The organism is Pseudomonas sp. TE3728 (assembly GCF_056279145.1).
This window is the reverse complement of sequence record NZ_JBWBQT010000001.1, coordinates 399,982-426,112: the sequence shown is the minus strand read 5'-3', so window position 1 is coordinate 426,112 and position 26,131 is coordinate 399,982. Positions and strand designations below refer to the sequence as shown.

At 59.5% G+C, this 26,131-nt stretch carries 22 protein-coding genes; 17 read left to right on the top strand and 5 right to left on the bottom strand.

Annotation, left to right across the window (positions count from 1 at the left end; all coding sequences use genetic code 11):
• Positions 1 to 89: 89 nt before the first annotated feature.
• Positions 90 to 1,427 (bottom strand): alginate export family protein, encoded by a 1,338-nt coding sequence (locus ACZ89R_RS01875; protein WP_429546912.1) that lies wholly within the window; start codon positions 1,425 to 1,427, stop codon positions 90 to 92.
• A gap of 246 nt (positions 1,428 to 1,673) precedes the next feature.
• On the opposite strand from ACZ89R_RS01875, the gene ACZ89R_RS01870 reads away from it, so the two are divergent.
• From ACZ89R_RS01870 to ACZ89R_RS01815, 12 genes are all read left to right on the top strand, one after another.
• A complete protein-coding gene (locus ACZ89R_RS01870; protein WP_429546913.1) occupies positions 1,674 to 2,066 on the top strand; it encodes a DUF6152 family protein in 393 nt (130 codons plus the stop codon).
• 67 nt (positions 2,067 to 2,133) lie between these two features.
• Complete coding sequence (locus tag ACZ89R_RS01865; protein WP_429546914.1) at positions 2,134 to 2,916, top strand: hypothetical protein; 783 nt, start codon at positions 2,134 to 2,136, stop codon at positions 2,914 to 2,916.
• 32 nt (positions 2,917 to 2,948) lie between these two features.
• The gene (locus ACZ89R_RS01860) at positions 2,949 to 4,457 is read left to right on the top strand and encodes an alpha/beta hydrolase domain-containing protein (RefSeq protein ID WP_429546915.1); all 1,509 of its coding nucleotides are present in this window, start codon (positions 2,949 to 2,951) and stop codon (positions 4,455 to 4,457) included.
• Positions 4,458 to 4,477: 20 nt separating this feature from the next.
• The gene (locus ACZ89R_RS01855) at positions 4,478 to 4,966 is read left to right on the top strand and encodes a DUF6644 family protein (protein WP_429546916.1); all 489 of its coding nucleotides are present in this window, start codon (positions 4,478 to 4,480) and stop codon (positions 4,964 to 4,966) included.
• Positions 4,967 to 4,998: 32 nt separating this feature from the next.
• The gene (locus tag ACZ89R_RS01850; protein WP_429546917.1) at positions 4,999 to 5,487 is read left to right on the top strand and encodes a DUF6644 family protein; all 489 of its coding nucleotides are present in this window, start codon (positions 4,999 to 5,001) and stop codon (positions 5,485 to 5,487) included.
• A gap of 38 nt (positions 5,488 to 5,525) precedes the next feature.
• Positions 5,526 to 6,233, top strand: coding sequence for a DUF6162 family protein (locus tag ACZ89R_RS01845; RefSeq protein ID WP_429546918.1), 708 nt, complete (start codon positions 5,526 to 5,528; stop codon positions 6,231 to 6,233).
• Positions 6,230 to 7,162 (top strand): metal ABC transporter solute-binding protein, Zn/Mn family, encoded by a 933-nt coding sequence (locus tag ACZ89R_RS01840; RefSeq protein WP_429546919.1) that lies wholly within the window; start codon positions 6,230 to 6,232, stop codon positions 7,160 to 7,162. The genes ACZ89R_RS01845 and ACZ89R_RS01840 overlap by 4 nt, the downstream gene beginning before the upstream one ends.
• A complete protein-coding gene (locus tag ACZ89R_RS01835) occupies positions 7,159 to 7,866 on the top strand; it encodes a metal ABC transporter ATP-binding protein (protein ID WP_429546920.1) in 708 nt (235 codons plus the stop codon). The genes ACZ89R_RS01840 and ACZ89R_RS01835 overlap by 4 nt, the downstream gene beginning before the upstream one ends.
• The gene (locus ACZ89R_RS01830) at positions 7,863 to 8,768 is read left to right on the top strand and encodes a metal ABC transporter permease (protein WP_429546921.1); all 906 of its coding nucleotides are present in this window, start codon (positions 7,863 to 7,865) and stop codon (positions 8,766 to 8,768) included. The genes ACZ89R_RS01835 and ACZ89R_RS01830 overlap by 4 nt, the downstream gene beginning before the upstream one ends.
• 35 nt (positions 8,769 to 8,803) lie before the next feature.
• A complete protein-coding gene (locus tag ACZ89R_RS01825) occupies positions 8,804 to 9,760 on the top strand; it encodes a metal ABC transporter solute-binding protein, Zn/Mn family (RefSeq protein ID WP_429546922.1) in 957 nt (318 codons plus the stop codon).
• 30 nt (positions 9,761 to 9,790) lie between these two features.
• Positions 9,791 to 10,114, top strand: a complete 324-nt coding sequence (locus ACZ89R_RS01820) for a hypothetical protein (RefSeq protein ID WP_305501961.1) — start codon at positions 9,791 to 9,793, stop codon at positions 10,112 to 10,114.
• Between the two features lie 8 nt (positions 10,115 to 10,122).
• Positions 10,123 to 10,947 (top strand): DUF4198 domain-containing protein, encoded by an 825-nt coding sequence (locus ACZ89R_RS01815; RefSeq protein WP_429546924.1) that lies wholly within the window; start codon positions 10,123 to 10,125, stop codon positions 10,945 to 10,947.
• A 398-nt stretch (positions 10,948 to 11,345) separates the two neighbouring features.
• On the opposite strand, the gene ACZ89R_RS01810 is transcribed toward ACZ89R_RS01815, so the two are convergent.
• Positions 11,346 to 14,366 (bottom strand): EAL domain-containing protein, encoded by a 3,021-nt coding sequence (locus ACZ89R_RS01810; RefSeq protein ID WP_429546925.1) that lies wholly within the window; start codon positions 14,364 to 14,366, stop codon positions 11,346 to 11,348.
• Positions 14,354 to 15,373, bottom strand: coding sequence for a substrate-binding domain-containing protein (locus ACZ89R_RS01805; RefSeq protein ID WP_429547922.1), 1,020 nt, complete (start codon positions 15,371 to 15,373; stop codon positions 14,354 to 14,356). Before ACZ89R_RS01805 ends, ACZ89R_RS01810 begins: the two co-directional genes overlap by 13 nt.
• 593 nt (positions 15,374 to 15,966) lie before the next feature.
• Here ACZ89R_RS01805 and mexE point away from each other — a divergent pair.
• The 5 genes from mexE to ACZ89R_RS01780 all read left to right on the top strand — a co-directional run bounded on the left by mexE (position 15,967) and on the right by ACZ89R_RS01780 (position 24,436).
• A complete protein-coding gene (gene mexE / locus ACZ89R_RS01800; RefSeq protein WP_007905572.1) occupies positions 15,967 to 17,220 on the top strand; it encodes a multidrug efflux RND transporter periplasmic adaptor subunit MexE in 1,254 nt (417 codons plus the stop codon).
• A 15-nt stretch (positions 17,221 to 17,235) separates the two neighbouring features.
• Complete coding sequence (locus ACZ89R_RS01795; protein WP_429546926.1) at positions 17,236 to 20,427, top strand: efflux RND transporter permease subunit; 3,192 nt, start codon at positions 17,236 to 17,238, stop codon at positions 20,425 to 20,427.
• Positions 20,424 to 21,845 (top strand): efflux transporter outer membrane subunit, encoded by a 1,422-nt coding sequence (locus ACZ89R_RS01790; protein WP_123496923.1) that lies wholly within the window; start codon positions 20,424 to 20,426, stop codon positions 21,843 to 21,845. Before ACZ89R_RS01795 ends, ACZ89R_RS01790 begins: the two co-directional genes overlap by 4 nt.
• A 340-nt stretch (positions 21,846 to 22,185) precedes the next feature.
• Complete coding sequence (locus tag ACZ89R_RS01785) at positions 22,186 to 23,241, top strand: tetratricopeptide repeat protein (RefSeq protein WP_429546927.1); 1,056 nt, start codon at positions 22,186 to 22,188, stop codon at positions 23,239 to 23,241.
• A 244-nt stretch (positions 23,242 to 23,485) separates the two neighbouring features.
• Entirely contained in the window at positions 23,486 to 24,436 is a 951-nt protein-coding gene (locus ACZ89R_RS01780) for a halovibrin HvnA (protein ID WP_429546928.1), read from the top strand.
• 52 nt (positions 24,437 to 24,488) lie between these two features.
• Here ACZ89R_RS01780 and ACZ89R_RS01775 read toward each other — a convergent pair whose 3' ends face one another.
• Together ACZ89R_RS01775 and ACZ89R_RS01770 are read right to left on the bottom strand one after the other, a co-directional pair.
• Positions 24,489 to 24,866: a response regulator gene (locus ACZ89R_RS01775; RefSeq protein ID WP_008069938.1), complete on the bottom strand. Its 378-nt coding sequence runs from the start codon at positions 24,864 to 24,866 to the stop codon at positions 24,489 to 24,491.
• 45 nt (positions 24,867 to 24,911) lie between these two features.
• The gene (locus ACZ89R_RS01770) at positions 24,912 to 26,126 is read right to left on the bottom strand and encodes a hybrid sensor histidine kinase/response regulator (protein ID WP_429546929.1); all 1,215 of its coding nucleotides are present in this window, start codon (positions 26,124 to 26,126) and stop codon (positions 24,912 to 24,914) included.
• Positions 26,127 to 26,131: the final 5 nt, after the last annotated feature.

Here is a 26,131-nt window from a genome sequence, read left to right as displayed (position 1 = left end):
GACCTCCCATCGGGAATGCGCCACCGCGGGTGGCGCCCCCGATGAAGATACCGGCAACAAACCTTCGTCGTTACGGCGTGAGCGGCGACTCAGAAAGTCACCCACACGATGAACTGGAAGTAAGTGTTCGTTGATGCGCTCCCGCTCTGCAGACCACCGTCCCCGAGCCACTTTTCGGGCTTGTAGAAGCCGACCAGAGGCGAGAGTGTGACGTTATCCGTCACCATCCAATCCAGAAAAAGGTCGACCTCACGTGCGGCGAAGTCCTGCTCATGCGTACGGGAGAGCTGGTGGTAGTTGAAGGCCATTGCGTTAAGGGTCAATGTCTCGGTCGGCTTGACTGAGAGGAGCACGTCGTTGATCGCCATGTTCGAGGTCACTGAACCTGCGTAATTGGCGGCGACTTCACCCTGGTATCGCTTGCGAAAACCTCCCTGGAACAGAAAGTCGTAACCTTCGGAATAGCGCGAATATCGATAGCTCACCGTCGGTTGCCATTTGGTATCGGCGAAGGTGTAGCCGGCGTCGAAGAACATCGACCGCTGTGACCCTGAACGTTTTTCCTGACGCACCACTTCGAACGCAAAGTCGGCATTCTCGATCCCGGCATTGCCCTGCCCACGAATGCTGTAGACGTTCATGCCCTTGCGCTCAAGCCGATCACCAAAAGCATATCGCTCGTCAACATCCAGGCCGTGCAAATACGTCGAACCGATCGAGCCGACGGGCGTCGTGTAGTCGACGGTGGCGGCAGCCACTTCGGTCTTAGACTGCCCGGGGTTATCGGATTTGAGCCATATCAGGCTACCGTGAAGGCCCTCCTGACCACCCAGTTTCAAGACTGCCGTATTCCCGAACGCCAACCGCGGGCCAAGGTAAAAGGCGCCGCCGCGATCGAACCGGCCATCCCTTACGCCCTCGATAGGGTTGAAGGCCTTCCCGGGGGCGAACCCGTCATCGGTGATCAGGAAACCGTCCACCGTAACGACCTGGCGGCCAAAAGAGAAATCAACGCCGTCCTTGCCCAGTGCAGGAATCAGATCACCTGACTTCCAGCCCAGGTAGGCGTCTTCCACAGCCGTTCTTCTTTCATTCCCGGCGGTGATCCCACCCGCGTCCCCATCGCCAAATGATCCGGTGCTGATCCAGCTGAGTCCGCCATACATCGAACCGGCAGTGATCTTGTCTGTCGTGCCGTTGAGACCGTACTTGGCGAAGCCTTCTTGCCACCGCATCCTGCCGGGCTCCCTCTCAGGGTCGCCGATGTAGTTCTTCTCGCTGCCGAACCAGCCAAACGCCGCCGACAGGTCGGCGTTCAGGACGGTTCCACCATCGTCTTCGCTGTAGAGCTGGTAGGCGTGTACCTGCGGCTCAAATGTACAGAGTGCGACCAGCGAAAGTAATGGCGCGTAACTGAGGGTGCGCATGACGTCTCTCCTGTTTTTATATTTATGAGGCGAGCCGTGAGTGTTCCGGCTTGGGTCACGCAAGCGGTAACCCAAATCAGCACTTTCAAGGGGCTGGCCGCCCATCCCTTCGCGCGATATCTCCCCCACTGCAAAACATCCTCAGCGCCTTCAATGGTTGCCGTTTTGGGCTACGGCCTCTGAGCGCACTCCCCCTATGCTGGGCCCATAAGAACCATAAGAACCATAAGAACCGAGGTACCTGTCATGACCCTTTTGTCACCCTCCCCGCTGTTACGTCAGGGGCTTTGTCTTCTGACCCTCTTCGTCTGCAGTGCTCTGGCACCTGTTGCCAGTGCTCACCATTCGTTCGCGCTTTTCGACCAGACCCAGACCGTCTCGATCAAGGGTGTCGTCGAGCGCTTTGCCTGGACCAATCCTCACATCACGATTTACGTCGATACACCCGGCCCGCCGGCCCAGCGATTCAAGATCGAGACAGGCAGTGTCAATGCGTTGCAGCGCACTGGCTGGAGCGCTGAGTCGATCAAGGCCGGCGAGAGTGCCGAGGTGTCCTTCAAACCGTTGAAAAACGGTGAGCCAGGAGGGCTGCTCGTGGAGATCAAGATCGGTGACGTCGTACTCACGGGCGGCGGATGAGAAATCCTTCCCTGGCTTCATGACGACCTAACCGAACAGTCCAGACCAGCAGCGTGGAGACGTTTCAATGAAACCGACGCGAACCTTGAACACGGCAATGATCTTCCTGGGCATCGCCCTCGTGACTGTCGCCGGGATGTGCGGCGCCGCAACACCTTCGAAACCTCTAAACGACAAACACAGCGTCGGCACACGCCCCGACATCAGCGGCACCTGGGAAAGAACCCCGGACGACTGGTTCGGTGAGAACCCGGACGATCCGGTGCACCCGGGCGGACCGATGGACCTGAAGGCGTCCTATGCCGACGAATACGTCGCGCTGAAGAAGAGACAAGCCATAGCGAACGAAGCCGGGACGCCACTGGCCACAACGAGCTCCAAGTGCCTGCCCGAGGGAATGCCAACGTTGATGGCGGCGCTCTTCCCGATCCAGATCATTCACGACGACAAACAAGTGATCGTCCTCGGTGAGTATCTCCAGCAGGTACGCCGGATTCTCTTGAACGAAGCGATGCCTGCGAAAGAAAAGCTGGACCCTACCTATCAAGGCCATTCACGCGGCCACTGGGAAGGCGACACGCTCGTCGTGGAGACACAGCGCGTGCGAACGGATGTGCGCTTCTATGACGTTCCGCACGGTCCGGACATGAAGATCACGGAACGCATCAGGCTGACGGCGCCGAACCACTTGGAAAACAAGGTCGTGATCGAGGACCCGCAGGTGCTCAAGACCCCGTATCGCTTCACGTTCGAGTACAAACGGTCCAACTACGCCATTCAAGAGTATGTCTGCGAGAACAATCAGATCGTGATCGATAAAGAAGGCAAGGCATCCCTCAGTCTCGAGTGAAGTCGCCATTAATCGCCATCGGATCTGACCAAATGGAAAGACTGTCAACCATCAGCATCCTGCGGCCGACGCTGCAAAGCGCCCTGCTGTTGCTGATCCTCACGTCGAACACATTCGCCGAGGTGCCTCGCATGCCCACGGCCATCGCGGTGCCGCCCTCCGGCAAGCCACCGCTCTCGTCGGCGAAACGCCCGGGCACCGAATACAGCGACCTCGACAAGTACGGCTACATCGAGGAGGAGTTTTACCTGCAAGGCGTTGCCCCGGCCATTACCGCCTCGGGCAAAACCCTGTTGGAGGCGCCTTACACCACACGCATTCTGGTGCGCAAACCGGCTGACCCCGCGCGCTTCAATGGCACGGTCGTGATCGAGCCGTTCAGTTGGTTCGGCGAGCGCGCCGCGGGATGGATCCTGACCCGCGACTATTTGCTGCGTCGCGGCTACGCGTACGTCGGGTACACGCTGAATGTGAACAAGCCGCCAGTCGATCCCAAGTTCATCTCGGACACCCCGGCTGCCGAGGCCGAGCAGATCGCTCAGTACGGACGGATCGTGAACTTCGAGTTCATGCGCCGCTTCGACTTTGCACGCTACGCGCCGCTGGGCACCTATTACGACCCGGAACACTTCACCCGCGGTGAGGGTCCCGATCCGTTCGCTCCACAGTCCCAGGCCATCGGGGCGCAACTGGCGTTGCTGCTGAAAACCAATGCAGCGCAAAGCCCGTTGGCAGGTCTCGACGTTAAACGCATCTACGTCAATAGCTGGGCCGTGACCGCGCAAGTCTGGATGGACTACCTCGACCAGGGCCGGCACCAGCAATGGCGTATGCCCGACGCAAGGCCGCTGATCGATGCCTACATGACTGGCCGCATGGCCTACGGAGAGGTGGGCGGCGACGTCATCCGGCTGCCGCGCCAGACGCCCGACGGCGCGCCGTTCGTGACCGTCTACAGCCAGTCCGAACTGATGCACGACGTGATCGAAGGCATCAACCTGCCACCGGACACTGACAGCCCGCAGGTTCGCTACTACGAAGTGACCGGCATGCCACATCTGCGGCTGGCTGATCTCGGTACGGAGCATACCGAACTGTTCGCTGCCGACGTCGGCAAGGGCGACGACCCACGGTGCCGGACGCTGTACGACGAACCGGCAGAGCTGGTCGTCTCGTCGCTTCTGGATCGCATGGACCAATGGGTACGCGAGGGCAAACCCATGCCGACTGCTCCGCGGGTCGCCCGCGATGGCAAGACCGCTGCGCGCGACCCCGCTACCGGCAACCTGCAAGGGGGTGTACGTCCGCCGTGGATCCAGGTGCCCAGTGCGACCTACCTCACCGATCAGGAGACCGGCTGCGGCCTGATCTACGACACCAAGGTGCCTTACTCCAAGGACGTGCTTCGCCAGCGTTATGGAAGCTTCAGCAACTATGAACAGAAATTCGAAGACGCCAAAGCCCTCTCGATCAAGGAAGGCTACCTACTGCCAGAAGATGCGGCGGGCCTGCGTTCGATCGCAACGCCTCAAGACTTCTAACCCATTGGGAAGAACAGCAAATGTCATCATCACTCATCATTGCCTGGATCTATGCGTCACCTTTGAGCACAGCCATCCGGGACATTCTCTGGGTCATACCCACCGTCCAGAGCATTCATATTCTCGCTATCACAGTGCTCTTCGGCTCTGCGGTCATCTCCGATCTTCGGCTGGCGGGTGTGTTCGCCACGGACGAGCCCTTGCGTGGCGTCGTTCGCCGGTACTACCCGTGGATGCGCAATGCGCTCCTCGTCCTGCTCTTCACGGGGTTGATCATGATCATCGCCGAGCCTGATCGCGTACTCGTCAACTCGACCTTCTGGCTGAAGATGGCCCTGGTCGTGAGTGCGTTCACGCTGACCTTGCTTTTACGGCGCCCCCTTCTGCGCCCTGCCGACGATGCACAACGTGATGGCAAGCCTCCTCTTGTCAAGGCGCTAGCCTGGCTGTCGATCGGCTTGTGGTGCGTCGTCATCATCTGTGGTCGCTTGATCGCCTACGCGATCTAAGCGTTTTCAACGAAAGCTCCCAGGTATTCGCCATGGACATTCAACCAACACTACAAGCCCTCCAGGACACCTCTGTCGCCACCTTCATCCGAGAGTCGGGCTCCGCCTTTCCAGCCCTTGAATCGGTACATGTGATCGGCATCGCCCTTGTGTTCGGGACCATCGCCGTCGTGGATTTGCGTCTGCTCGGCGTTGCCTCCCATCGCCGCAGCGCGCTACGGCTGATACAAGATTTGCTGCCGTTCACCTGGGTCGCTTTCGTGGCTTGCGTGATTACCGGTCTGCTTATGTTCGTCGCCAATGCCACGACCTATGCCGAGAACACTGCATTCTTGTGCAAGATGGGCGTGTTACTGCTGGCGGGGCTCAACATGGGGATCTTCCATTTGGGCGTCTTTCGCCGCATTGCCGAATGGGACACAACGCTAACGCCTCCCAGCCAGGCGCGTGTCGCGGGATTCAGTTCGTTGGCATTGTGGGCGGGCGTGGTGTTCCTCGGCCGCTGGATCGCGTTTCTCTGATGGCTCGTCTATCGCCTCGTCGCGCATCCGGTGCAGATATGCCCAGCGATCACGCAAACAGCGGAATCAAGGTGGTGCGCCCGGTATCCGGCCGATGGGAATCGCTGGCACTGTTGCTTGCGGCCCTGGCAGTCATCGCCAGCGTGGCAGGCTATATAACGCTGCGACCCCAGAAAGTCGGCCCACCGATAACCTTGAGCTGGCAGGTGCGTTCCTTCGATGGCCTGGGTGCGGTCGATCAGGCGATTCACAGCGCTCTGCTGCCAGCCGGTGAAGAAATCATCTGGTTCAACAACGATACCGGCGGCTGGACCACGCTGGAGCATGCCCAGAAAATCTTGCTGCCGCCCTTCTACCGTGACGCCTTCTGGAAGACCAATGGCGAGGTGCACTGGCAATTGATTCTGCCCGGCACCCACCAGCCCCATGCGCTTTCCGCCGACGCTGTCACGCCTGCAGACCAGACCGCCAGCAAGGTGTCGAATGCCACCCAGGGCCAGGGCGCTACGGTCTACTACGGCTCCGGCGGCCGCGCGCCGGGCCAGAGCGCCTACCTGCTCGTCATCGGTCACGCACATGCCGGTGTCATGTGGGCCAACCAAGCGACGATCTGGGTCCACCGCGACCCGAACGCGCCCTACCCTGGCATCGTCAAGCCCGAATCGCTGGTCGGCGATGGTTGGCGCCAGGTCATCCCTTACAACGGTGCCAGCGAAGTCGAACGCGTAAAAGGAACTCAGCCATGACCGTTTCTACGAAACACCGCGCACTGTGGCGCCGATGCATCGCGCTATTGCTGCTGATACCCGCCATCGCACTCGCCAGCCCGGCTCCCTCTTCGGGCAAGAAGCTCAAAATCGGCGTCACACTGCATCCCTACTACAGCTTCGTGGCAAATATCGTTGGAGATCGGGCGGAAGTCGTTGCGCTCATCCCGGCGGAGGCGAATCCGCACAACTACCAGCCGCAGCCCGATGACATCACCCGCGCGATGAATATCGATGGTCTGGTCGTTAACGGCATCGGACACGATGAATGGGCCTTCCAGATCATCAAGGCCGCTGGCCGCGGGGCGACCCTGCCGATCATCCAGGCCAATGCCTCGGTTGCGCTCATTCCAATCGGCGGCGGCCAGGACGGCGTCAAGGTGGTCAATCCGCATACCTTCGTATCCACCACGGCAGCGATACAACAGGTCTTCGAGATCACTCGTCGGTTGGGGGAACTGGACCCGGATAACGCTGCGGTGTATCGACAAAACGCCCTGGCGTATGCCGCGCGTATCCGGGAGCTACGGGCCGGCTTCATGACCCGCTTCGCCGCGCTGGATTTGTCTTCGTTCCGGTGCGCGACAACGCACGCCGGCTACGACTACCTGATGCAGGAATTCGGCCTGTTCGTGAGTGCCGTGATTGAGCCGCGTCACGGCGTCGCGCCGACTGCACGCCAGTTGGCCACCACCATCGACGCTATCAAGAAGGCCAATGTACGTGTGCTTTTCGCCGAGAAGAATTTCTCCCTCGACCTGGCCAAGCCTATCGAGGCAGCCACCGGCGTGAAGGTGTTCGCGCTGTCTCACATCACCGGCGGTACCTACAGCCCGGACGAATTCGAGGTAGCAATGCGCGAAAACCTCGAGACCTTGGCCGAAGCCGTTGAGTTTACGCAGCGATGAACGCGATGAAGGAGGAACAAGCGATGCGCGGCCCCGCCATAGTGTTCGATAACGTCTCCCTGCAACTGGGAGGTACGCAAGTGCTCGATGAAGTGAGCTTCCGGGTAGAAGCCGGTGCGCTGCACTGCCTGGTAGGCCCGAACGGCGGCGGCAAGACTTCACTGGTGCGTGCGCTGCTGGGCCAGATGCCGCATTCAGGGACGGTCCTGTTCGAAGGCGAGGTCACGACACCCATGGGGTATGTCCCGCAATTGCCGGACTTCGACCGCAACGTGCCGATGACGGTCAACGACATCATGGCCCTTCTCGGTCAACGCAGGCCGGCCTTCTTTGGCTCAAGCCGATCTGCCAAGGCGGCCAATGCCCAAGCGCTGGAGCGCACCGGCGTGGCCGGAATGGGCGCAAAACCTTTTGGCAGCCTGTCCGGTGGCCAGCGTCAGCGAGTGCTGCTGGCGCAGGCGATCAGCCCGGCGCCCTGGCTACTGATCCTTGACGAACCGACAGCCGGCATCGACGAACCGGGTGTGCGACTGGTGGAGGCGCTGGTGGCCGAGCTGAACGGCCGCGGCGTCACCATCCTCTGGATCAACCATGACCTGGAACAGGTCAGGCGCATCGCGCAATCGGTGACCGTTATCAACCGGCGGGTGCTGTTCCATGGTTCGCCCGACCAGGTCGCCTACCCTCTGGAGGCTACCCAATGAGCGCCCTGTACGAATTGATTCGCAACCAGCTCCAGGCGCTCGCCGCGAGTGGCATCCTGCCGCAACCGTTCGAGTACGAGTTCGTGATCAATGCGCTGCTCTGTGCAGTGCTCATCGGACCGCTACTGGGCGTGCTGGGCTCGATGGTGATGATCAAGCGCATGGCGTTCTTCAGTCAGGCCGTCGGTAATGCGGCGATGACCGGCGTTGCCATTGGCGTGCTGATCGGCGAGTCCTACACCTCCCCCTACTTCTCAATGTTCGGCTTCTGCCTGCTGTTCGCTCTGACGCTGAAGTACACGCAGCACCGCACCACGCTGGCCAATGACACGCTGATCGGCGTGTTCTTGTCCATCTCGCTGGCGGTCGGCGCCTCGTTGCTGCTGTTCGTGTCGGCAAAGATCAACACGCACGTAATGGAAAGCGTGCTGTTCGGTTCCATCCTGGCGGTCGACTACACCGACATGAACGTGCTGCTTGTGGTAACGGCGACGTGTGCTCTGCTCGGACTGCCGATGTACAACGGCATGCTGTTGGCCAGCCTCAATCCGAGCCTGGCACATGCTCGCGGAGTGCGAGTGCGAAGCGTCGAGTACCTGTTTGTCGTACTGGTCACTCTGGTGACGGTAGCCTGCCTGAAAATCATCGGCGCTGTACTCGTCGAAGCCCTTCTGCTCATACCGGCCGCGGCAGCACGCAACATCAGCCATTCGCTCCCGGGGCTGGTCGTGCGCGCCATCCTGATCGCGACTTTTTCCTGCGTGGTCGGCATCTTGGCGCCCATGCAATTCCACATCCCCGTACCGACAGGCGGCGCAATCGTGATCGTCGCCGCCCTGGTGTTCGTCGTCACCACCGTCATCCGCGCTACCGCGTCCCGGTTCAGAGGTGCCAGCGTATGAAATGGCTTTGCATGTCACGTCGACCCTGGCTAGCGATGCTGGTACTGCTGCTGGGCAATCCGCTTTCTGCCTTCGCGGATACCGGCAGGCAGCAGGTGCTTGTCGCACTGCCGACGGTGTATGCGCTCACCTCGACGCTCAGCGACGGCACAACCCTCAAGATCGTCCGCCTTCCGGCAGACGCTGCCGTGCCTATGGAAAGCCAGGCCAACGCGCTGTCGCGCCTGGAGCCCGCCGTGTTCCAGCAGGCCACCGCCGTGGTTACCCTGGGCAACCTCTGGCGCGCGGATCCGCTTTACACCACGGCACGTCGCCACAATCTGCGGATCGTCGAGATCGATGCCTCGCACTCATGGGACACCGTCCAGCCCGGTGTGGCCGTGGCCCGCGTGCCATCGAACGACGTTCCCTGGGCAACCGAACGCGACGTCGATGGCGGACTGTCGCCGTACGCCTGGCTCGGCCCAGTCAACGCCATGCGCATGTCGGCGATTATCGCTACCGACCTGACACGCCTGTCCCCCTTCGATGCGCCTCGGATAGAGCGCAACCTCACCGCACTCGAAGGCCGATTGCGCCAGCTCAAGGCCAACTACGGTGCCCGGCTGCTGGCAGTGCCGGATCTGCGCGTGCTGTCGCTGGCCGATGAGTTCACCTACTTGTTCGGCGAGTTCGGGATTTTTGTCGACGGCTGGTTCGTCCGACAGGACATCGACTGGAGCGACGCCGACTGCACCGCACTGACCCGATACCTGCGCGAGCGTGACATCCACGTGGTGGTCCACAAGTGGGCACCGGACGCCAGGATTGCCAAGGCCATCGAGGACGGTGGCGCACGGTTGTTGATACTGGATGCCGGCAACCCGGGAATGCTCGCCGACGCGGCCAACGGGTACGAAGCACTCCTGAGTTCGAACCTGGATTCCTTACTGACGGCCTTCGCGCCACCTGGCCCCAATACGAGCGGCGATCACAAATCGCCGCTCCAATGATCAACCTCGACCGTGGAGATCGAAGACCTTATGAAACCCCTAGGCTCAGCACATCGGATACTGATCGCCGGCGCCCTGGTGTTCTGCCAGGCAGCCTTCGCTCATGGCCCCGTCTTCGACTGCTACATCGAGAGCGATGATCTGGTGAAGTGCGAGGCGGGTTACACCGACGGCAGCTCCGCCGCTGGCAGAAAAATCCATGTCCAGGACACCAGCAACAAGGTGTTGCTCGAAGGAAGCGTCGATAAAGACAACAGCTACACCTTCCAACCCCCCGCCGGAAAATATTCCGTTGTGTTCATGGGCGGAGACAACCATCAAGCCACGATTCAGTCCTCCGACATTTCAAGGTGAAATCGACCATGCCAATCCAACGACGACTGCTCCAAGCACTTGCCGCTGTAACATTAGGCTGCCTGACAGGCCCTGCACAGGCCCATTTCCAGATGCTCTACGTCGAGGAAACGGCGCTGCCGCGCGCGGATAAACTGGAGTTCGCGCTCGTGTTCACGCATCCCTTCTCCGGCGGCCCCACCATGACCATGGATGAACCTCGCGCCTTCAGTCACATCAGCTCGCACGGAGGGGAAAAAATCGATCTGCGCCAATACTTGCGCCCTGTCCAGTGGCAGAGTCGCGATAACCGAACGACCGCCTATCGTGCGTCGATTCCACGCGAGTTGGTGCGCTCACTGGGTGACCATATCTTCGTACTCGAACCCGAGCCCTATCTGGAAACCGAGGAAGATGTCTACATCCAACAGTTCACCAAGCTGATCGTGAACGTGGGCGGAGTACCCGGCAACTGGGCAGAACCACAAGGATTGCCGGTTGAGATCCAGCCACTGAACAAGCCTTATGCAAACTGGACGGGCGGAGTGTTCCGAGCCTTGGTGCTGGCCGACGGCAAGCCCGTTCCGTTTGCCGAGATCGAAATCGAATACGTCAACCATTCTGTCGATATCGAGAAAAACGCCTTCGGCCAGCAAGACTATGTAACGGCACCTCAAGCTTCATTCAAATCCCTGAGCACCTACACGGACGCCCAGGGCGTCGTGACCATCGGCCTGCCCCGGGCCGGCTGGTGGGGCATTGCAGCGCTCGACATCGGCCAAACGAAAACCCATAAGGGCAAACCCTTGTCGCAAGATGCGGTGCTGTGGATGCAGGTGAGAGATATGAAATGACACAAGCCCACCGGGGGCAGTAGCAGAGGAAATGAGAAAGATTTAATTTGCGGGTGTTTGGATGACGCAAAGTCGCTCCTGGCCATTGACGTCCTGCGACCAGATCGAAGAACTCTTCGCGGAACGGGCGCATGTTATCGAAGATTTCCGACAGCGCATGAGCACCCATAACGATTCTGAACACTCCCCTCCGTCTGACTTCTCAGAAAAAATCATCCAGTGCATCCGAGTAAGGCAACCAAGGTCACCTGCTTTTCCTTCAACGAGTCGGCAACACTGGGGGCAAATTTACGATCTTCCAGCCTGAAAAGACCGGCTAGAGCCCTAGTGAAATTTTCTTCGGAAATCCGGATAGCCTGTCATAAAGCACGCCAAGCGTTTTACCGTACGCAGCGTCATTAACGCCCGGGTATTGGACTGCTTGGGCGTTTTACAACGCGTTTTCGCCTGAGCGAGTCAGGGCTCGCAATGCGGCTCGGTTGAGGCAACCGGGGCTTACGCAGTAACAGACTGATTTCCTCTGCGCTGACCGCGCTGCTGAAAAAATGGCCCTGAATTTCATCGCAGCCGTTTTCACGCAGGAAGGTTTGCTGCTCTTCGGTTTCGACACCTTCGGCAATGACCTTCAGGTTCAGTTTGTGCCCCAACGAAATCACTGCGGTGGCGATGGCTTTGTCGTTCTCGTTGTCGGGCAGATCGCGCACGAAAGACTGGTCGATCTTGAGTCTCGCGATCGGGAAACTTTTCAATGCTGCGAGGCTGGAGTAGCCGGTGCCGAAGTCGTCGATCGAGAGACTGATCCCCATTGATTGCAGTTCCTTCATCTTGCTGATGGCTTGCTGAAGGTCTTGCATGATCAGACTTTCGGTCAGCTCCAGCTCAAGGTACCTCGGGTCCAGTCCGGTTTCTTGCAAGGCATGCCTCACCCGGTCGATCAGGTCCCTTTCGATGAACTGGCGTGCTGAAATATTCACCGACATGGTGATCGGCGGCCAGCCCGCATCCTGCCAGGCCTTGTTCTGTCTGCACGCGGCATGAATCACCCAGTCGCCGATGGGCACGATCAACCCGGTCTCTTCGGCCTGCGGAATGAATTTGATTGGAGACACCATGCCGAGCTCGGGGTGCTGCCAGCGGATCAGTGCCTCCACGCCGATAATCTGACCTGACTGCAAATCCACCTGTGGCTGGTACAGCAGCAGGAACTCGTCATGGTTGAGTGCGTTTCGAAGCCCGTCTTGCATGGCGAGCTTGCCCTGATCCTTGTTATTCATCTCGCTCGTATAGAACTGGTAACTGTTGCGCCCCAGCTCCTTGGCCCGGTACATGGCGGCGTCCGCGTTGCTGAGCAACGTCTCGGTATCGCTGCCGTCGGCGGGATAGGTAGCCAACCCCATGCTGCAGGTGACGTGGAGTGTATGTCCGCTGAGCTGAATCGGTTGCAGGATGGCTTCCTGGATTTTGTGCAGGGCGGGAGTAACGCCGTCGAGGTCTGAGGGCTGGTCGAACAGGATGATCACAAACTCGTCGCCCCCCAGTCGCACGACGGTGTCGGTGCGGCGTACACATTCCAGCATGCGTTGGGCGACGGTTTTCAGCAGCTCGTCTCCAGCACTGTGCCCAAGGCTGTCATTCACCAGTTTGAATTTGTCCAGATCGAGAAACACCACCGTCACCAGGCGGTTGTATCGCTGAGCATAAAGTATTGCCTGCTTGAGACGGTCTTCGAGCAGTGTGCGATTCGGCAGCCCGGTCAGTGCGTCATGGTCACCCATATAGCGAATGCGCTTTTCGGTAAGTTGGCGTTCTATCGCAATGCCGGCAAGCGGTGTCGCCATGTTGATCAGTCGCGTCTCGGTCGAGCTGGGGCTGCGTACGGTGCTGGAATACAAGGCAAACGTACCCAATACCTTTCGCTCATGGGACAGAATCGGCGTCGACCAGCACGCGCGAAATCCATAGGGCGCGGCGACTGAACGGTACTCCTCCCACAGCGGATCCAGCTCGATATCCGTGACGATGACCGGTTCTCGTCGATACACCGCGGTGCCACATGAACCGACGTTCGGACCGATCGCAATCCCGTCAATGAGTTGGTTATAGGCTTTCGGCAAACTGGGCGCAGCCCCGTGCAGCAGGTGTTTGCCATCCTCATCCAGTACCAGGATGGACACCATCATCCCCTCCAGTTGGGACTCGACCAAGTGAGCCAGGCTGTCGAGAACTTCTGCAAGCTCGGTGCTCCTGGCGATCAGCTCCAGGACATGACCTTGTCCGGCACGGATGACGGCTTCTTGCTCTAATCGGCTGTTTTGCAAGGCGAGCCGTTCTGTGGCGATGCTCAATTGGACCGTTCTTTTTTCCAGCTGAAGTCGGTCTTTGAGGAATTGATTCACCGCGCGAGCCATGTTGCCAATCTCGTCCTTCCCATGTTCCGCCATCATCAAATGCATCTTGTCAGTGCGCTCCTGACGCAATTGCCGGCTTATTTCATTCAGACGCACGAGCACATGACGACCCATGAAGACCCGGGTCACGAACCAGGCAAACACCAGGCTGGCGCCCAACATGATCAGCACCCATTGCTGGCTACGATTTGAGTCCTCGACCAGGCGCTGCAGGGCTTGGCGATAGTCTTCGGTGTAAGCACTGGATTGCGCACGGGCCACCGCGACCAGAACCCCGGCCTCGTTCTTCAGTTCCTCATTGAAGTGCTGTATGACGTTGTGCTGATTGATGAGCCTCAGGCGCAGGGAGAAGAGATCGGGCGTCTGCACATTAGCATCGGGTCGCTTGCCTGTGGTGCGTGACAGGCGCTCATATCGGATCCGCAGCCGTTGCACGGCATCACTGTCGACAGCCTGCGGCAGATCGAAAAGTAACACCGCCAGTTCCAGGCTGGCCCGGGTCTGGGTCGCCGTTAACCGGGCGGTGTGATCCTCCATGGTTTGCTTGAAGGTGACCTCGGTTTGCAGCAGGCTTTCTCGCAACTGCGCAACGATGTTGGCGGTATTGCGGAACATCTGACTCGACTGATGCATGTCGAGTATCGCCACGCCACTGTTCGCGGCAGTCAGCTGCTGCACCAGTTGATCAAGGGCTTCAAGCTGTTCGACGGTCGCCGCATAGCTTGAACGCAGGGTGTCGGGGGAGCGGGTTGTCAGAAGCTGATCGGTCTGGCGTTCGATCAGCAAGGTACGCTGCAGCATGTCTTGCCCATTTTGCATGCGGACCAGTCGTTCTTCCGTCAACTGGCGGGTGGCGTTGTTTGACGTGCGCAAGGCGTAGACCGCCGTTGCACCACTCGCCAGGATCAGCAGCGCCAGCGTCAGAAACGCCAGTGTGAACTGTGCGCGTAGCGATTGCGGCAATAGCCGGCGTCCGAGCCGGGAAGTAACGTCCAATGTCAGGGATTCCATTGGTGGCGATAGATGTCTCGATAGCCATTGTCAGGGTCGTACTGGAATTTCTTCCCGCCGTCGAAGGCGATATTGTCGGCATTGACCAGGTGAATCGGCGCTACGAAGCCGCTCACCGGCTGACCTGCAAACAGCCGGTTCAATTCATCCATCACTTGCCAGCCATGCAGATTGAGCGGCTCGGCCACGGTAACGGTCTGGTAGGTTTTTGCCTGTATGCGCAAGAAAGCCGAAGCGCTGCCATCACCGGCAGACAACAGACTGATGCCGTCACTGGGTATTGCGGCGCTGGTCAATGAGGCAATCGAGTAGTCGAAATAGATATCGTTGATAGCCAGCGTGTGGGTCCAGCGCTTGCCATAGCGCTGAAGCAGCTCCTTGGTGATCACCGGCATCTTCTCGCCACTTTCGGAGATCGCGACATCGCGCATTTCCAGCAACGTACATTCCCGACAGGCCCGAATGACGTTTTCCATGGCCTTGGCTTTCGCCATGGCAATGCTGTATTTGGAGTCGGTCAGGATGACCACGCCGGCGCGTCCGTTTGACTGCGCCACTGCCGCCATGGCCGTGAGGCGAGCCACTTCGAGCGGATCGGTCGTGACGTTCATGGCCACCGGCGTGCCGTCAATCGGCCCGGGGCGTGCCCCGGCGTGCCAGCCAACCACCGGCACATCCCTGTTGGCGAAGAGGATCAGCGCCGCATTGTTCTCAAGGGCATCGGAGCCGCACAGAATGAGGCCGTCGGGTTTCGCTGCCAGGGCATCGGAAAAGGCCTTTGCGCGCCCGGCCGATGATCCGGCGCCATCGAATATCTTCAGCGTCCAGCCCATCGCCTTGGCTGCCTCGCGAGCGCCCTGCGCGACACCGACAATTCCTCCGTTACGCAAATCTTCTGCGACAAGGGCGATGTTCTTGCCCCGCAGGGCGCGCGGGCCGGATTCAGGGCCGCTCCAGCGAACGGCTTCAAGGGTGGCCCTGGAAACGATTTCCTGCGCTTGAATCACCGTAACCGTGGCGTTTTCGACAGCGTATCCGGGAGTTGCCGTAAAAAGACAGCAAACCGTAATTGAAGCGAGTAGCCAGGGCCTGAGTAACCAGAGCCTGATCAGACAGGTTCGATCACCGCATGTGATGCCGGGTCTGGAGCTGATGGCGCGTTCATAGTCTGGCATGGCGTCCCTTTTTGCCAAGAGTGCAGCGTTCACTATCCGAAAGGATAGTCGGTTCTGCTGTCATCAGGTCTTTTGTGGGGAAAGTGCGCGAACTTTAGTCCTGAACATTCAGGAAATGGGACAGGGTCCATGGCCTACTTGCGCAACTTACGGCTCCTTGTATGGGGATTTGTGTACGCCGCCGGTCCATGTGTGGAAGCCTGCTCGCGATGGCCACGACGCGTTTGATGCCAATCCCTTACACTCCGTGCAACACTGAATTGTCATCATTTCATTTGAAAGCCCGCCAACGGAAGGTGCATGCTAGAGGGCTAGCAATGAACTTATATCATTCCGAATGATAGTTACCTTCGCTTCATTCGATTCGTGCCATACAACCCCACCAAGCATCATCCGTCCATCTCAATACATTGGCGGATGCATCCATGGAACAGTCACTCAAACATTTGCGCTTCCCCTTGGCCCTGTTGGCCGTGCTGGTGATGAGCGCTTGCGGCAAGACCCCGGACGCTGCCGCCACGATGCCCGCGGCCAAAGTCAGCGTGGCCAAGGTGCTGGAACAACCGGTCAACGAGTGGGATGAATTCACCGGGCGCCTTGAAGCGCCGGAAACGGTAGAGATTCGTCCACGGGTTTCCGGCCAGATCGATGATGTGGCCTTCACCGAAGGCGCGCTGGTCAAGAAAGGCGACCTGCTGTTCCAGATCGATCCGCGCCCCTTCCAGGCTGAGGTCCGCCGCCTCGAAGCCCTGGTTGCCCAGGCTCGCGCCACCGCCACCCGCAGTGAAAACGAATCCCAGCGCGGCGAACGTCTGCGCACCAGCAACGCGATTTCCGCCGAACTCGCCGACTCGCGCACCAGCGCGGCTCAAGAAGCCCGCGCCGCCGTCGGCGCGCTCCAGGCGCAACTGGACCTGGCCAAACTGAACCTGAGCTTCACCCGCGTCACTGCGCCTATCAGCGGCCGTGTCAGCCGTGCGGAAATCACCGCCGGCAACCTGGTGACCGCCGATACCACAGCGCTGACCAGCGTGGTGTCCACCGACAAGGTCTACGCCTACTTCGACGCCGACGAGCGTGTCTTCCTTAAATACACCCAGCTCGCCCGCCAGGGGCAACGCGGCGCAACCACGCCGGTTTACCTCGGCCTGTCCAATGAAGACGGCAACCCGCACCAGGGCCAGATGAACTTCGTCGACAACCAGGTCAACCCGAAGACCGGCACCATCCGCGGTCGTGCGGTGTTCGACAACAGCGACGGCACCTACACCCCGGGGCTTTATGCACGCCTGAAACTGGTGGGCAGCGGCACTTATTCCGCGGTGTTGATCAACGACGAAGCGGTCGGTACCGACCTGGGTAAAAAGTTCGTGCTGGTGATGGATGCCGACAACAAAACGGCTTACCGCCCCGTCGAACTGGGTCCGAAGATCGAAGGTCTGCGCATCGTGCGCAGCGGCCTGAACAAAGACGACACCATCATCGTCAAGGGCTTGCAACGGGTTCGCCCTGGTTCACCGGTCACCCCTGAAGTGATCCCGATGGCCAGCCAGGAAACCCTCGCGGCGCTGGCTCAACAACGACAAGCGCTGGAAGCCAGCAACCTGCCCCAAGTCGCACCTGCCAAGGTCGCGCCGGGTACGGTTGTGAAAGTGGCTGCTGCCACTCCACGCGGTTAAGGGACAACTACTCCGATGAATTTTTCCCAATTCTTCATTTCACGGCCGATCTTCGCAGCGGTACTGTCGCTGCTGATCCTGATCGCCGGCGCCATCTCGCTGTTCCAGTTGCCGATCAGCGAATATCCTGAAGTCGTGCCGCCGACCGTTGTGGTCCGTGCCAACTTCCCGGGCGCCAACCCTAAAGTCATCGGTGAAACCGTGGCCGCTCCGTTGGAGCAAGCCATCACCGGCGTCGAGAACATGCTGTACATGTCCTCACAGTCCACCGCTGACGGTAAGATCACGCTGACCATCACCTTCGCCCTGGGCACCGACCTGGACAACGCGCAGGTACAGGTGCAGAACCGCGTGACCCGGACCGAACCCAAGCTTCCCGAGGAAGTGACGCGTATCGGTATCACCGTCGACAAAGCTTCGCCCGACCTGACCATGGTTGTGCACTTGACCTCGCCGGACAAACGCTACGACATGCTCTACCTGTCCAACTACGCCTTGCTCAACATCAAGGATGAGCTGGCGCGTCTGGGCGGTGTCGGTGATGTGCAGCTGTTCGGTATGGGCGATTACTCGCTGCGGGTGTGGCTCGATCCGAACAAGACCGCTTCGCGCAACCTGACCGCGACCGATGTGGTCACCGCGATTCGTGAACAGAACCGTCAAGTGGCGGCCGGTGCCCTGGGCGCTCCGCCTGCGCCGAATGCCACCGCGTTCCAGTTGTCGGTCAACACCCAAGGTCGTCTGGTTTCCGAGGAAGAGTTCGAGAACATCATTATTCGCTCCGGTGAGAATGGTGAAATCACTCGCCTGAAAGACATAGCTCGCGTCGAACTCGGCTCCAGCCAATACGCCCTGCGTTCCTTGCTGAACAACCAGCCGGCGGTGGCGATCCCGATCTTCCAGCGCCCAGGCTCCAACGCGATCCAGATCTCCAACGACGTCCGGGAGAAAATGGCCGAGCTGAAGAAGAACTTCCCGGAAGGCATGGACTTCAGCATCGTCTATGACCCGACGATCTTCGTGCGCGGCTCCATCGAGGCGGTGGTTCACACCCTCTTCGAAGCGCTGATCCTCGTGGTACTCGTAGTGATCCTGTTCCTGCAAACCTGGCGTGCCTCGATCATCCCGTTGGTGGCGGTGCCGGTTTCGCTGATCGGTACGTTTGCCGTGATGCACCTGTTCGGTTTCTCGTTGAACGCCCTGTCGCTGTTCGGGCTGGTACTGGCCATCGGTATCGTGGTCGACGATGCGATTGTGGTGGTGGAAAACGTCGAGCGAAACATCGGGCTCGGATTAACCCCTGTAGAAGCCACCAAGCGTGCGATGCGCGAAGTGACCGGTCCGATCATTGCGACAGCGCTGGTGCTGTGCGCGGTGTTTATCCCGGCCGCGTTCATCTCCGGCTTGACCGGGCAGTTCTATAAACAGTTCGCCCTGACGATTGCGATTTCGACCGTGATCTCGGCCTTCAACTCGCTGACTTTGTCGCCGGCGCTGGCCGCCGTATTGCTCAAGAGCCATGACGCGCCGAAAGACCGCTTCTCCAAGGTTCTGGACAAGATCTTCGGTGGCTGGTTATTCCGTCCGTTCAACCGCTTCTTTGACAAAGCCAGCCATGGTTATGTCGGCACCGTGGGCCGGGTTATCCGCAGCAGCGGTATCGCCTTGCTGGTGTACGCCGGCCTGATGGTGCTGACGTTCTTCGGGTTCTCTAACACGCCGACCGGTTTCGTACCCGGCCAGGACAAGCAATACCTGGTGGCCTTCGCGCAACTGCCGGATGCCGCGAGCCTGGACCGTACCGAAGACGTGATCAAGCGCATGTCCGACCTGGCCCTGAAACAGCCAGGTGTGGAAAGCGCCGTGGCCTTCCCGGGTCTGTCGATCAACGGTTTCACCAACAGCCCTAACGCTGGCATCGTCTTCGTCACCCTGAAACCGTTCGACGAGCGCAAGGATCCGAGCATGTCCGCCGGTGCGATTGCCGGTGCATTGAACGGCCAGTATGCCGGGATTCAGGAAGCCTACATGGCCATCTTCCCGCCGCCGCCGGTACAAGGCCTGGGCACCATTGGCGGTTTCCGCCTGCAGATCGAAGACCGGGGCAACCTGGGCTATGACGAGCTGTACAAAGAAACCATGAACATCATCGCTAAAAGCCACAGCGTTCCGGAGCTGGCAGGCCTGTTCACCAGCTACACCGTGAACGTGCCGCAGGTCGATGCTGCCATTGACCGGGAAAAAGCCAAGACCCACGGCGTGGCCGTCAGCGACATCTTCGACACCCTGCAGATCTACCTGGGTTCGCTGTATGCCAACGACTTCAACCGCTTCGGTCGCACCTATCAGGTCAACGTTCAGGCTGAGCAGCAGTTCCGCCTCGAATCGGACCAGATCGGTCAGTTGAAAGTGCGTAACAACCGGGGCGAGATGATTCCGCTGGCGACCTTCATCAAGGTCAGCGACACCTCGGGGCCGGACCGTGTGATGCACTACAACGGCTTCATCACCGCTGAAATCAACGGTGCGGCAGCCCCCGGCTACAGCTCCGGCCAGGCCGAGAAAGCTATCGAGAAACTGCTCAAGGACGAATTGCCCAACGGCATGACCTACGAGTGGACCGACCTGACCTACCAGCAGATTCTGTCCGGCAACACAGCGCTGTTCGTGTTCCCGCTCTGCGTACTGCTGGCGTTCCTGGTGCTCGCGGCTCAATACGAAAGCTGGAGCCTGCCACTGGCGGTGATCCTGATCGTACCGATGACCCTGCTGTCGGCCATCACCGGTGTGATTGCCTCGGGCGGCGACAACAACATCTTCACCCAGATCGGTTTGATCGTACTGGTGGGACTTGCCTGTAAGAACGCGATTCTGATCGTTGAGTTTGCCAAAGATAAACAGGAAGAAGGCCTCGGCCCGCTGGCAGCGGTGCTGGAAGCTTGCCGTCTGCGTCTGCGGCCAATCCTGATGACCTCCTTCGCGTTCATCATGGGTGTGGTGCCTCTGGTCTTCTCCAGCGGTGCCGGTGCCGAAATGCGTCATGCCATGGGTGTGGCGGTGTTCTCCGGGATGCTCGGGGTGACCTTCTTCGGTCTGTTGCTGACGCCGGTGTTCTACGTACTGATTCGTAACTTTGTGGAGCGCGGTGAAGCGCGCAAAGCGGCCAAGGCGCTGAAATTGGAAAAGCAACTGGAGGCGCAACAATGAGCCTGAAAGCCTTCCTGCCGAGCCTTCTGGTGCTGGCCTTGAGTGCCTGCGCCGTCGGCCCGGACTACAAAACCCCAACCACGGAGGCGGCCAACATCACGGCCGCCACCGATGGCAGCGCCGGTCAGAAGAACTTCGACCGCGCCCGTTTCGAAGGCATCTGGTGGCAGCAGTTCGACGATCCGACCCTCAACCAGTTGGTGACCCAATCCTTGCAAGGCAACCGTGATTTGCGCGTGGCCTTCGCTCGCTGGAAAGCCGCCCGGGCGATTCGCGATGACGCCAGCAATGACGCCATGCCGACCATCACCAGCCGCGCGAGCAGTGATCTGGCCAAGGGGCAGATTCCCGGCCAGACCACCGACCGGGTCAGCAGTGAACGCTATGACCTGGGCCTGGACATGGCCTGGGAACTGGACTTGTTCGGTCGTATCCAGCGCAACCTGGAATCCAGCGACGCTGAACAGCAGGCCGCCGAAGCCGATCTTTACCAACTGCAAGTCACCATGATTGCCGAACTGGTGGACGCCTATGGCCAACTGCGCGGCGCACAGCTGCGGGAAAAGATCGCCCTGGCCAACCTGAACAACCAGCAGGAATCGCGCAAGATTACCGAAAGCCTGCGTGATGCCGGTGTCGGCGATCAGCTGGACGTGGTTCGCGCCGATGCGCGCCTGGCCTCTGTCGAAGCCAGCGTACCGCAACTGCAGGCCGAACAGGTGCGTCAGCGCAACCGCATCGCCACCCTGCTGGGTGAACGTCCGGACAAGCTGACCGTCGACCTGAGTCCAAAAGACTTGCCAGCCATCGCCAAGGCCCTGCCCATCGGTGATCCGGGCGAGCTGCTGCAACGGCGTCCGGACATCCGTAGCGCCGAACGCCAACTGGCGGCCGCCACCGCTCGCATCGGCGTGGCCAAGGCTGATTTGTTCCCACGGGTCAGCCTCAGCGGCTTCCTCGGTTTCACCGCCGGGCGCGGATCGCAGATCGGTTCCTCGGCAGCTAATGCCTGGGCACTGGGCCCAAGCATTACCTGGGCGGCATTCGACCTGGGCAGCGTGCGCGCCCGTTTGCGCGGTGCCGATGCCGAAGCCGAAGGCGCCCTGGCGACCTACGAGCAGCAAGTGCTGCTGGCACTGGAAGAGTCGGAAAACGCCTTCAGCGATTACGGCAAACGTCAGCAGCGCCTGATCTCGCTGATTCGTCAAAGCGAATCCAGCCGCGCCGCTGCGGACCTGGCCGACATTCGCTACCGCGAAGGCACCGTGGACTTCCTCGTGCTGCTCGATGCCCAGCGTGAGCGCCTCGCAGCCGAAGACACCCAGGCCCAGGCCGAAGTCGATTTGTATCGCGGCATTGTCGCGATCTACAAAGCCCTTGGCGGCGGCTGGCAACCAGAGACGGTCGCCAGCAAGTAACGTTTCAAAGAGCTCCTTTGGTTGGCCGCAACCAACCAATTCTTTTGCCCCGCGCCTCATTCGGTCGCGGGGCTTTTTTTGTCTGTGCACCGTGCCGAAGTCACCAAAACCCTGTGGGAGCGAGCCTGCTCGCGATAGCAGTCATTCAGTCAACACACCTATTGAATGTCAGTCCGTCATCGCGAGCAGGCTCGCTCCCACAGGGATTGGGGGGTATCAGGAATGGGCAGTTTTCCTGATCCAAGGCTCGAATCGCGAAAACCTCACTCCTGGTTTGACTCACAGCCCGGCCTGACCGAAGCTGATGACCTTGCAAAAACCTGCCACCCCGGATTCCTGCATGCCTCAGTCCCGCCGCTACTTGCTCATCAGCGTTTGCGTATTGTTTGCCCTCGCCCTCGCCTGGTTTTTCCTGCGCAGCACGACGCCTGTGGTGCCGGCGGCGATCAAGCATGGCTACAGCGAAGCGCTGGCTCAGGCTCGTGCAGGTCAACCGGGGGCGGCGCGGGTGCTTTATCAGCAATTGGGTCGCCCTGACCTGTCAGCCAAGCGCCGTGTCTGGCTGCATGCCGAACTGCCCAACTACCCAAGCCCGCAAGCCCTGAAACTGGCCGATGCAGACCTGCAACACCCCTCGGCGGATGTGCGCATCGCGGCGATCAAAAGCATCAGCGGGCTGGTGCCCGGTGGACAGCGCAGTCTGTTGCTGGGACCCTTACTCGATGACAGCGACCCCAACGTCCGGTTTGCGGCGGTCAATGCCTTATTGGGTCTGACACCGGATGAATTGGGGTTGTACTTCGGCGCCCTGGAGCAAGCCATCGATGCCTGGGAGCAGCTCCTCAAGCGTCAACCGCAAAGCGCCGAAACCCAATACCAACTGGCGCGCCTGCACTTGCACAATGCCGAGTTGAAGGACGCGCAGCAGGCCTTGGAGCGCACGTTACAACTGGCGCCCGGCAACCTGCCGGCATTGGTGATGCAGATCGAAGTGCTGGATAAACAGGGCCAAAGCGATGCGGCCAGGCAATTGTTGGCCAAGCAATTAAAGGCGCAGCCCGATTCGGCCTACCTGCAACATGCCCTGGGGCTTTGGTTGCTGCATCACGGTCAAAGTGAGTTCGCCCTGCTCGGGTTGTCCAAAGCCGTGGAGCTTGAACCGGACAACAAGGATTACCGCTACGACCTGGCCACCACGCTGCATGGCGAGCAAGAGCTGGAAGCGGCGCAGAACCAGCTGCAGGAAATCGTCCAGCGCCACCCGGCCAATCGCAAGGCGCGTGTGCTCTTGATCAACTATTGGAAGGAAAGCGGTCAGTTGCAGAACGTACAGATTCTGTTGGCACAGCTGGAGCAGCTAAACCCCGACGATCCGGCGCTGCAGCAAGGGCTTTAGGCAGTCGTCAAATTTCGCTGCGCCTGAGCGCAATGGCTGGTAGACCGCTCAAAAAACGCAATTGCGCGTCGATCAATCGACCACGCTATACGCCAGCGTAAAGGTTGTCACCTGTCAACTCTGACAGCTATTCACAGCAATTCCTTGAGGTTTAAATCCCTTCTGAAGTACGCAGCGTACCCGTTGGAGGGCCGCCTGCGCTCGCCTGCCTTGAGCGGGTCAACCTTCAAGGGGAGGACAAGCAATGAAAAAAATAACTGCGCTTATGTTGATGGTTGTTTTGGCGGGCTGTCAGGTTCGCGATCAGCAGCAAGGCCAGAAAGAACAACAACCGGCTCCGGTCGAGCAAGCCCCCATGGGGCTCATGCAAGCTGAAACCGGCATTGCCAGCACCACGTCGAGTGCAGCGCAGAATGGCGTCAGCGTTGCCGCAAATCTGACCAGTCGCTACAACGATGTTCGCCGTGATTGCGGCAAACCCTCGATGCCCGCCTTTCTCTGTCGCGGGGTCATGCTGAGGTCTACCATCGCTTCGACTGCTTATTCAAGCTGGAACCCCAGCCCGCACTCACAAAAAAGTGGCGGCGTGTCTTTTTCGTACTTAAGTAAGGACGCCAAATTCACCGGCTTGGTATTCGGACAGAAAAACGGCTTTATCTTCTACCCGGTGCTGGCAAAACCGGCGGGTACGCGGCAGATCGAAGTGCTGTGTTCTTACCCGCTGGATGGCGCAACCCAATTGAGACTGGCGCCGGGCTGCGGGGCGCACCCCTACTCCACCGACCGCAGTCGTCGCTGCCAGACCATCGGCGTCACCACCGCCGAGCAGTGGCTGGCAAACCGTAGTACGAACGCCTGGAACCTTTGCAGTTTCGATGTGCGCGACTCAATGAATAACCTGGGGGCCGATTCTTTCTATCAAACGATTCGAGCACATCAGCTGGGTAATTTCTTTGCTGGTGCTCATGATTACATCGAATTGATTTTGGCGACCTGGCCGCAAAACATTCCCAATGAGCTGCCCATCGAAGCGTTCTTCTACCTCGACGGCGGCCTGGCCGGAGCGCAGCATGACCAGCAGGACTTCTATAACAAGACCGGAGGTCGGGTGATGCCCATCATCAAAATCATCTTGCCGACAACCGCCTCTACCAATGCGCAGTTCATCTACAGCGCTGCGGATCAGGTGAAGTAGCAGCGTCGACGTCGTGATTCCCCGTGCGCTGGCACACCACCGGCGCACGGAGTCAGGACAACATGTCCTGCATGATCTGTTGCAAAACATCCAGATCGAACGGCTTGCCCAGGATCGGCGCTTTGCGGGTGATCGGGCTGTCGGTCTCGCGAATTTCCTGCGGGTAGCCGCTGATGAAGATGACCTTGAGCTCCGGTCGCAGCTTCACGGCAGGTTCGGCGATCTGCACGCCAGTGATTCCCCCCGGTAAGCGGAAGTCGGTGATCATCATGTCCAGATGCGGTTTGCTCGCCAGAATTTCAAAGGCCTGCTCGCCGTTTTCGGCTTGCAGCACCCGGTAACCCTCACCCGACAAGTAAGCAGACAGCACCATCAAGATCGAAGGGTCATCCTCGACGATCAGTACCACATCTTGTGCATCTTCACTCATGGAAAGCCTTTGTTCGGTCAAATAGCTGCTGATACGACCGTGCGGTCACTCAGAGGTTGCGTTTATCGGGCTGTTTTCCTGCAGCGGCAGACAAACGCGAAACAAGGCGCCTTCGCCAATCCGGCTCTCGACAGTGATGGAGCCACCGTGGGCGGCGACAATCTGCTCCGAAATAAATAACCCAAGGCCCAGTCCCGCTACAACGGTCTTGGCGCAAGCCCGTTCGAACTGCTGAAAAATGCGCTGCTGATCCTCTTCACTGATCCCGATACCGCGATCCTGAACCTCAACCCACGCTTGCCCGTCCTGATTGTACACGCGTACGTCGATCAGGCTCTTGGCGCCATAACGCAGCGCATTGGTCAGCAAGTTGGAGACCACTTGTTCGATACGGAATTCGTCCCACTGGCCCATCACCGGCTGCTCGGCCGTCAAGATGACCGACGATTGCGCGGCCTCGACCTGCGGGGCAAAGTTTTGTAGAAGATTGTTCACCAGTTGCACAAGGTCAAACCGACTGGGGCGGATCGACAGCTTGCCGGTGCGGATCCGCGACACATCGAGCATGTCTTCGATCAGGCGGATCAGGCTTTTGATCTGCCGCTCGTCGCGGTCGACCATGGCGTGCATCTTGTCCAGCGTGAATGCTGCAGCGTTATTCCGGGCCAGGTGCATTTTACGCAACTGGGTCTCAAGAATCAGGCCATTGAGCGGCGTACGGACTTCATGAGCCACGATAGACATGAAGTCATCACGCATGCGCACCGCCTGCTCCAGCTCATTCTGGGTGTTCTGCAACTGTTTGAGCAGCGCCTCCTGCTCCCGGCGACTTTGCTCCAGCGCTTCGACCTGATGCTTCATCGCTTTGCTCTGGCGATACAGGTCGACAAAGACATTGACCTTGCTCTTGACCGCATGAACGTCCAGCGGCTTGTGCAAGAAATCTACCGCCCCGCTTTCATAGCCCTTGAACGCGTAATTAAGCTCGCGGCCGGCCGCACTGACGAACACAATCGGGATGTTTTTGGTTTTTTCCGTGCCGCGCATCAACTCGGCCAGCTCGAAGCCGTTCATGCCGGGCATCTGCACATCGAGAATGGCCATGGCGAATTCATGCTGCAGCAACAGCGACAAGGCTTCGTCGGCGGACAGGGCTTTGTAGACGATACGGTCTTCACGCCTGATCAATGCATCGAGCGCCAGAAGGTTTTCCGGCAGGTCGTCGACGATCAGTAATTTGGCCAGGACATTACTTAACATACGAT